Annotated in this window: 9 protein-coding genes and 1 pseudogene; 6 read left to right on the top strand and 4 right to left on the bottom strand. The window is 38.6% G+C overall.

Annotated elements, in window-relative coordinates; all coding sequences use genetic code 11:
- Nucleotides 1-266: 266 nt before the first annotated feature.
- Nucleotides 267-1,019 (bottom strand): carboxypeptidase-like regulatory domain-containing protein, encoded by a 753-nt coding sequence (locus HPC41_RS08210; protein ID WP_172393557.1) that lies wholly within the window; start codon nucleotides 1,017-1,019, stop codon nucleotides 267-269.
- Between the two features lie 328 nt (nucleotides 1,020-1,347).
- On the opposite strand from HPC41_RS08210, the gene HPC41_RS08205 reads away from it, so the two are divergent.
- The 4 genes and pseudogenes from HPC41_RS08205 to HPC41_RS25785 form a co-directional block, all read left to right on the top strand.
- A complete protein-coding gene (locus HPC41_RS08205; RefSeq protein ID WP_172393556.1) occupies nucleotides 1,348-2,253 on the top strand; it encodes an alpha/beta fold hydrolase in 906 nt (301 codons plus the stop codon).
- A 90-nt stretch (nucleotides 2,254-2,343) separates the two neighbouring features.
- Nucleotides 2,344-3,201, top strand: a complete 858-nt coding sequence (locus HPC41_RS08200; RefSeq protein ID WP_172393555.1) for a helix-turn-helix domain-containing protein — start codon at nucleotides 2,344-2,346, stop codon at nucleotides 3,199-3,201.
- Between the two features lie 34 nt (nucleotides 3,202-3,235).
- On the top strand, nucleotides 3,236-4,150 hold the full coding sequence (locus HPC41_RS08195) for a hypothetical protein (RefSeq protein ID WP_216660709.1): 915 nt from the start codon (nucleotides 3,236-3,238) through the stop codon (nucleotides 4,148-4,150).
- Nucleotides 4,151-4,608: 458 nt separating this feature from the next.
- Nucleotides 4,609-4,773 (top strand): annotated as a pseudogene (locus tag HPC41_RS25785) (IS256 family transposase); the annotation flags it as partial.
- A gap of 78 nt (nucleotides 4,774-4,851) precedes the next feature.
- On the opposite strand, the gene HPC41_RS08190 reads toward HPC41_RS25785, so the two are convergent.
- The 3 genes from HPC41_RS08190 to HPC41_RS08180 are packed head-to-tail and all read right to left on the bottom strand — an operon-like array spanning nucleotide 4,852 to nucleotide 6,233.
- On the bottom strand, nucleotides 4,852-5,280 hold the full coding sequence (locus HPC41_RS08190) for a hypothetical protein (RefSeq protein WP_172393554.1): 429 nt from the start codon (nucleotides 5,278-5,280) through the stop codon (nucleotides 4,852-4,854).
- 10 nt (nucleotides 5,281-5,290) lie between these two features.
- Nucleotides 5,291-5,710 carry a helix-turn-helix domain-containing protein gene (locus tag HPC41_RS08185; protein ID WP_172393553.1) on the bottom strand — a complete coding sequence of 140 codons (420 nt, stop codon included), beginning with the start codon at nucleotides 5,708-5,710 and terminating at the stop codon, nucleotides 5,291-5,293.
- Nucleotide 5,711: 1 nt separating this feature from the next.
- On the bottom strand, nucleotides 5,712-6,233 hold the full coding sequence (locus HPC41_RS08180; protein WP_172393552.1) for a hypothetical protein: 522 nt from the start codon (nucleotides 6,231-6,233) through the stop codon (nucleotides 5,712-5,714).
- Nucleotides 6,234-6,642: 409 nt separating this feature from the next.
- Here HPC41_RS08180 and HPC41_RS08175 point away from each other — a divergent pair, with 409 nt between their 5' ends.
- Nucleotides 6,643-6,819, top strand: coding sequence for an ATP-binding protein (locus tag HPC41_RS08175; protein ID WP_172393551.1), 177 nt, complete (start codon nucleotides 6,643-6,645; stop codon nucleotides 6,817-6,819).
- 36 nt (nucleotides 6,820-6,855) lie between these two features.
- Nucleotides 6,856-7,453 (top strand): IS66 family transposase (locus HPC41_RS08170; protein ID WP_246250482.1); only part of this gene is annotated, 598 nt, incomplete at its 3' end.

Raw genomic sequence — 7,453 nt, 5'->3', positions numbered from 1 at the left:
TTTGCAATACAGTATTTATTTGCTTAAATTGGTATAAGAGAGATTTGTAGGAAAAAGTTGCCAATTCGAAAAATCATGGAATCAATCTTTAGAAAACTAATGTGCTGCCTAATGGTTCTTGAGGTATCATGGATATTTTTTGGCTGTATAAATGGAGGCGCTGATTCTTTTACTCGTGGGCTTTCAATTATGCTCATATCCCAAATAGCAATAGTAGTCATGACATTATCAAAACAAAAAAAGAGTAGTTCAGACGATAAGGCTACTTAAGGCTTGATATATTCTTGATAACTCTTTTTGATATACAGGATAATATCATAGTCGGACATGTATTTTACTGTGTAAATATTCGGACGGTACAACTGCATGAAAGTTTGTAGAGAGTCACCTTTAAGGCCCGTCAAATTTTGAACCATACGCTTTGAAAAGGTGTTATCAAGATATTGCTCTTCTTCTTCCTTTATTAATTTCTGCTGGAGCTTGGATTGTGGGTTATTTTTTTTCCCTAACATAGAAATAACAGAAAGCACATCGACACTAATCAGCGAGGTGGTACTATTGCTCGCCTGATTAGGGTGTCTCGGGACATTTGAAGAATAGTTTTTGGTGATGAAAATGTCTTTAAATTTGGGTTTGCTATAATTGAAGGTCTTGCCAAATTCTTCCCGAAACTTTAAGGAATCAGCCTTATAATTTCTTAAAGGATTGATCTTGACTTCATCCAACAAAATTGCTGTTTGCTCCATATATATAACCAGATTATCACGATTGCTATTACCAACTATATATTTTTCCTCACGATATCCGATTGAAGAAAAGGTGATTGTATCTCCAAGCTTAATGCCCGACAATATAAATTTGCCATTACCATCGGAATAGTTGCTGCGCGAAGCTCCTTTGATCGAAACACCTATAAGAATATCACCCGAATGCTTATCTTTAATCGTACCTTTCAGATCTTGTGCAGAAGATAAGTTTGTGATAAATAGTAATAGAAATAACACCTGTAGTCCACTCACTTTCAATCAGTTTTACAATAAAAATATTATAAAACTAAGCGTTTAGCAATTTTATTAACTGTTTTTAACGCATGGCGCTTTGATAATAACCTCAGGCTAACCAAATAAAAAGCCAGATCTCACGACCAGGCCTTAACAAATAGATTATTCACTTTGATCAGCCTTATTAAAATCTTCAAATTTCAACGTTCCTTTATATTCCTACTATTATCCTTAAATTCTTTATTAGGGAAAAAAGTACAATACATATCCACCATTATCCATTCCATTCGAATCAAGCTGACTATATCTTTGTATTATCAATTTGAAACAATTTAAACATTAAAAAATGAAAACAATTATTGCAACAATCAGCTTAGTGATGACTTTATTGAGCACTTCTCTTTTTGCCCAAGGGAAAAGAGTACCAGCTTCTGCCGGAAGAGCAGATTACATCGAAGTAGAAAAGGGTGTAAAGCTCCACATAACCGACCTTGGCGAAGGTAAGCCTATCGTACTGATTCACGGATGGCCATTAAGCGATGAAATGTACGAATACCAATACCAATATTTATCCCGCAGAGGTTTCAGAGTGATTGGAATTACACTCCGTGGCTTTGGAAAATCAGATAAACCGTACGGAAAGTATGACTTTGATGTTTTTTCCGATGATATAAAAGTGGTTCTGGAAAAACTGGACATACAAAATGCTACGCTTGGAGGATTTTCGCTCGGCGGTGCAGTGGTGTTGCATTATGTAACAAAATATAACTCTGCCCATATAAGCAAGCTGGCTCTGTTTGGGGCGGCGGCACCCTCGTGGAAACAGCGGGAAGGTTTTCCTGACGGATTGCCCGATGCTGTTGTTGAAGGATTGATAAACGCGACCAAAACACAAAGGCAGGATCTGATCGCAAGTTTCGGTGCAGGCTTCGTGGCAAAAGAAGGCAATATCTCTAAAAACGTAGAAAAATGGTTGGAAAACATCAACTTGCAGGCCTCTCCTTATGCCATGACAGAATCGATCACGGCACTCAGGGATTTGGACCTACGCCCCCAGCTTTCAAAAATCAATATTCCTGTAACCATATTTCAGGGAGTGTATGATAAAAACTGTCCGCTTATTTGGGCCGAACAATTACAGAAAGGTATAAAAAATGCAACGCTTATCCGCTTTGAAAACAGCGGTCATGCCTTGTTTGTCGAAGAAATGGAAAAATTCAATACCGAGCTGGAGAAATTTGCAAAATCATGATGAATTGCAAAACAGGGGAGCAAGAATATTGTGTTCTCCTGTTTCTATTTAAACGGAGATTTGTATTTTTATTCCCATTAGTTTACCAATATGGCAAGTGAAAAAGTATTTCGGAGCGACCTAAAAACCATAGGGCTTATATCGCTTCATAAAGATAATGTCGATTCCATAAATAGGACGGATTATAAGCAATACATAAAAGTACTGCTTCTTTCAAAGGGAGCTGAAGTGCAGGTTGACCTCGCTGAATATTCCGTAAAACAACCGTCCCTGTTCTTTGTAAGCCCCAATCAGCATCTGCATATAAAGAAGCCCGGAATAGAAGAGGGACACTTCATCTTTTACAACCGCGACTTTTATTGTATCCAGATTCATGATGAGGAAGTAGCCTGTAACGGATTACTGTTCAGCAACATCTACAATATGCCGATGGTAGAATTGGACAATGGTGAAATTCCTTTCTTTAGCTATATTTTCGGACAGATGACGGATGAGTTCGGGTTAAACGATACCTCGCTGGAAGAGATGCTTCGTACCTATCTCAAACAATTGTTCATCAAATCCGCACGGTTATGGAAAAAACAAAATCTTGATAAGGAACTTATCGAACAGAATAGCGACCTGGAGTTTTTCAGGAAGTTTACCTTGTTGGTTGACGAAAATTATAAGAAAAAGCACCATGTTGCCGATTATGCCGAACTGCTGTTTATGGCTCCAAAAACGATTAGCCATAAATTTAAAAGGCTTAATCTGCCTCAGCCTAATGATGTGATTAAAAACAGAATTCTGTTAGAAGCAAAACGGCTGTTGGTGCATACCAATCTGACGGCAAAAGAGGTTGGCTATGAACTGGGATATGAAGATCCGGCATACTTCAGCAGGCTATTTGTGCAGAAATCAGGTGAAACGCCGTCAGCGTTCAGGGCAAAATTTCTTGCCATAAATTAAATTCAGTCGTTGTTATTCCAATACAAAAATCAATATGATGCCCAGATTCTTTACTTACTTATTTTTTTCTCTTTTTATCCCGATGGCTCTTAACGCCCAAACTTCGGAAAGCCAGCCCTCGACAGCATTGGCAGAACGAATACAAACTGCACCGGACGAAGTTTTCAACAAATTTCGCGAAGCAGGAATGCAGCCTGTGGATCATATACTGACAGCCAAAGAAAAAGACAAGGTCGCGAAGGCTTTTACTATGCTGTCGCCGCTGCATAGTAAAATTCTGAAGCAACATTTGCACAGTATAAGTTTCATGGATAATATGCCTAACACCGCACTTACATCCCCTGTTGAAACAGCCGATTCAAGCCAAAAATTCAACATCACTTTTCGTGCGGAAATCATTAACGAAACTGTTTCCCAATGGGCCACATGGAAAGAGAATACATACTATACCTTTCCCGAAGGCAGCGGGATGGAGATAACTATTGATGCCGGCGAGCTGGATGCTATGGTGTACGTATTGCTTCACGAGGCAACGCATGTGGTGGATGCAGTATTGGCGCTTACACCTCACTCCGGCGAGGGCGATACTGTGGCGGCTCCTACAGCATTTACCCGGGGCATCTGGCACACAGCAAATGTACCCGAGAAAGCATTCATCAGTCCTTTGCTGGCAACCACACGCTTCCGGAGCGGAAAGCAGGTGCCGGCTTCTGATGCGCCCAAAATTTACAACGACCTTCAAAAAACGCCCTTTGTTTCTCTTTACAGTACAGCCGCATGGTTTGAAGACCTCGCTGAGCTGGTGGCTATCTATTATTTGACAGCAAAGCTAAACCAGCCGTTTCGGGTATCCGTCAAACAGAACAGCAAAGAAATCATGAGTTTTGAACCGATGAAGAATAAGCTGGTAAAAAAGAGGCTGGAGCAGCTGAAGGTATTTTATGAATAGTTGTCCTTCAATGCCTAAAACTTATGATTGATCCCGAGCAGTATGCTCTGGTTGATAATCAAGGCTGCTGCAAATGTTTTACTAGCCCAACCTGTACTTACATAACCGCATAAGTTTTTTTGAATTTAAACTGGAGTTAGTAGAATTTTATAAAACTATTTCAAATTGACTATTGTTCTTACAATACAAAACGGCTACAAGCTACCTTTCGAAAGAAAGGTTCAACATAAAAATTGGCGTCGTACAGTGAAAATCCAATTGTCTTTAAAAACATTGGATGACGAAACAAAATAGAGGAAACGATAAGAAACATAAAAATTACTGTACAAATAAACGCTAAGAGAAAGGGTCTGATGAGAATCAGGCCCTTTTGACGTAAAAAAGCCACTTACTCGGTCTTGTACCGTCTGTTTCAATTTTAATCAGAACAACCTCAAATTCGTCCTCCTTTCCAGCATAAGGTCACTAAAACCAAAGGTGCGTTCATTTCTGACATAGCGTTATTGAAACTGGTCTATTTAGCACAAAAAAACATTAAGAAAAAATGGACGATGCCACTGGCTAATTGGGGAACTACAGCTCAGAAATTAGCAATTTGGTTTCCGGGAAGATTGGTGTTAGATTGTAAAACAATCCCGAGTGAAACTATGCTCATTAAACTACAATCACTCAATGACTTCTCCGGAAACTTAAAATTTTATTTATTCAGATATTTTTGAATTCAACAGCTCGTTAGGATTCACTACAGGTAGGATGATGCCATTTAAATTGGTTTCAGCTAACCTGCTGTATAAAATCCCCCTAAGAGTAGAATAAGATAAGCCAATCAATGTCCCCAATAGCTGGCCTGTAAATGCGGTCTTACCATCTTTTTCACTAACGAATTCTAGCATATTTTCGACCTTAAAATAAAAATCATAGAGATATTCAGCGAATACATGTTCAGTAGAAGAAAACGACACCAAAAGAGATATTTTAAAAGACTTCTTTTCTAAATTATGCTTGATCGACTGCGCAATATTCATTTGGAATTCCTTGTCTTTCAGATCAAATCCTAAATCCAAATTCTCTCTTATTGGCTTTATTTTTTCAAGTGAAATCTTCTCTGCAATAACTTTTGCCGTGTTCATAACTTATTGATTAAGCTGATACATATTCACCATCAGAAATGGACTCTTCAAATACTTCATCCTGAGTGAAGTCATTAGAAGGAATCCGACTATGAACAGTAAAATATATGTTCTTATGAATAGGTTCTACACAAATAATCTCTGCATCTAAAGCTGCTTCAATCGCTACAATAGTTTTGGTTGTAAAGGTATGCTGACCAGAAAGCCATTTCGAAACCTCAGACTTTTGCTTATGCATCAATGTGGCTAAATCCGATGCTTTCATACCCTTACTTGTCAAAATCTGCGCAATCTTATTTGAAATAGCCAAGTTTTTCTTGACCAATCTTTCGATCGCTGGATCTCCATGTTGCTCCAACCATTGGTCTATTACATTCACCTCCAATAGACCACTTTTCTCTTGGTTGGCTTTTCTTCTTGAAAGTTTCATTTTAATAATTTATTTTAAAATCTTCATTGTAAAGAATATCCTGATAATCATCACTCCATTCTATATCATCATCAGCAAAACTCTGATCAATTAATCTGGACAAAATGTTTGCCAAATTAAAATGTCCCTTTACCTGTGGACAATCTTGAGCTTTATCAGCTGTTTTAATAGCACCCCCATATAAAATAACCACGCAATCATTTAATCGATGACAATATAATCGCAGGTTATTACTCGTATTTTGGTCTTCTTCAATATAGGTTGGCTCCCTGTCTATTCCTCTCGGAGGAAGACCTTCAGCGGCCATTTCATGTCGAAAATAACTAGCTTTTGCTCCGTACCGATTTCCAATAAGTCTTATCCAGGCCAAGATATGATTTAGTTTAGCAGGCTCACTCGTTGTATATTTCTTTATAAAAGTCTCAAATAATGATTCCTCATTCTCCTCGCCATTAACAACAACAGAGTAGAAAACTACTTTTTCATATTCTTTAATGAACTTTATTGAAGCAAAGCTACTCATATAACACTATTTTTCAAAATTTAGTTTACTTAAAAGTGAATTTTTAACATTATTTTAAGAAATCTCCCTTGGCTTTTAAGGCTAATAATTATAGCATTAAATATAAGGATAAATAAGGATGTATGCAACAGAAACACCACTCAGACCGCCTAGTTAATCAAGAGCTAGACAATTATATTTTTGCGAACTAAATCGATACAAAAAACCTAAGAGTCTAACTGAGAAAGTCGTATAATAGTGTGGTTACGGAATACCGTAATCATACTACGTTCAAACTTCATAGGTTTGGAATTGCAACAATAAAATAGACACCTAGTTAAGCCTTTCTAGTAAGCTATCATAGTGTTAAGAGCCCGAAGACATTCATTGGCTAAACGATACTTCGGTTAGGATAAATGGTATCCAGATCATGTGCAGTAACAGTGCATCACTGATAATAGCTACGCAGATACCGGTAGAAAAATGGCATGGACTCATTGGGGAAAGTACTATAGCAGATGCTATTCTTGACAGGGTGACATTCTCCTCGCATAGGCTCGAATTGACAGGCGAATCCTATAGAAGAAAAAAGAAATTGGAATCTTAATTGAAATGCATATTATTGTAATCGGAAAGTGGCCCGTTGACTAGCGAAATAATTGGCCCGTTGATCCCGAAACAACTTGCCCAACATCACCGAAATAGACACCCCCGACAAAAACAGATCTTCGCAAGGGAAAACATACAGATCCCATCCTCAACCATCGAAGGATGGACCAGACAGGCACTGGAAAAACTCGAACCATTGTATGAACAGCTGGTCGTTGACACCAAAGCTCAGGGCTATTTGCAGGTTGATGAGACCCCAATAAAAGTATTGGACAGCGATAAAAAAGGAGCTGCCCATCAGGGCTATTATTGGGTCTACCACTCGCCTTTGGATAAAACGGTGCTGTTCGATTATAACCCTTCCCGTGGTGGTCATGTACCTACACCCATGCTGGATAACTTTAAGGGATATCTGCAGACGGATGGATATGCCGCCTACGAAAAATTTGGAAAAAAGAAAGACATCACCCATCTGGCCTGCTGGGCACACGCACGCCGTGAGTTTGAGAAAGGCCTGCAGAATGACCCGGAAAGAGCCAAAAAGGCGCTACTGATGATACAGGATCTTTATAAAGTTGAGCGAAAAGCCAAAGAAGAAAAGTTATCACCTGATATGATCCGGGAGCTACGGC

The organism is Sphingobacterium prati (assembly GCF_013167215.1).
Classification (GTDB): domain Bacteria; phylum Bacteroidota; class Bacteroidia; order Sphingobacteriales; family Sphingobacteriaceae; genus Sphingobacterium; species Sphingobacterium prati.
The sequence above is the reverse complement of the archived record's forward strand: the minus strand, read 5'-3'. Positions and strand labels throughout refer to the sequence as shown.

Bases quoted from the DNA above. Each gene is read 5' to 3' on its own strand.
- HPC41_RS08205 (WP_172393556.1), top strand. From the start codon at position 1,348: ATGAAAACAATTATTGCAACAATCAGCTTAGTGATGACTTTATTGAGC.
- HPC41_RS08175 (WP_172393551.1), top strand. From the start codon at position 6,643: ATGTGCAGTAACAGTGCATCACTGATAATAGCTACGCAGATACCGGTA.
- HPC41_RS08195 (WP_216660709.1), top strand. From the start codon at position 3,236: ATGATGCCCAGATTCTTTACTTACTTATTTTTTTCTCTTTTTATCCCG.
- HPC41_RS08200 (WP_172393555.1), top strand. From the start codon at position 2,344: ATGGCAAGTGAAAAAGTATTTCGGAGCGACCTAAAAACCATAGGGCTT.
- HPC41_RS08180 (WP_172393552.1), bottom strand. From the start codon at position 6,233: ATGAGTAGCTTTGCTTCAATAAAGTTCATTAAAGAATATGAAAAAGTA.
- HPC41_RS08190 (WP_172393554.1), bottom strand. From the start codon at position 5,280: ATGAACACGGCAAAAGTTATTGCAGAGAAGATTTCACTTGAAAAAATA.
- HPC41_RS08185 (WP_172393553.1), bottom strand. From the start codon at position 5,710: ATGAAACTTTCAAGAAGAAAAGCCAACCAAGAGAAAAGTGGTCTATTG.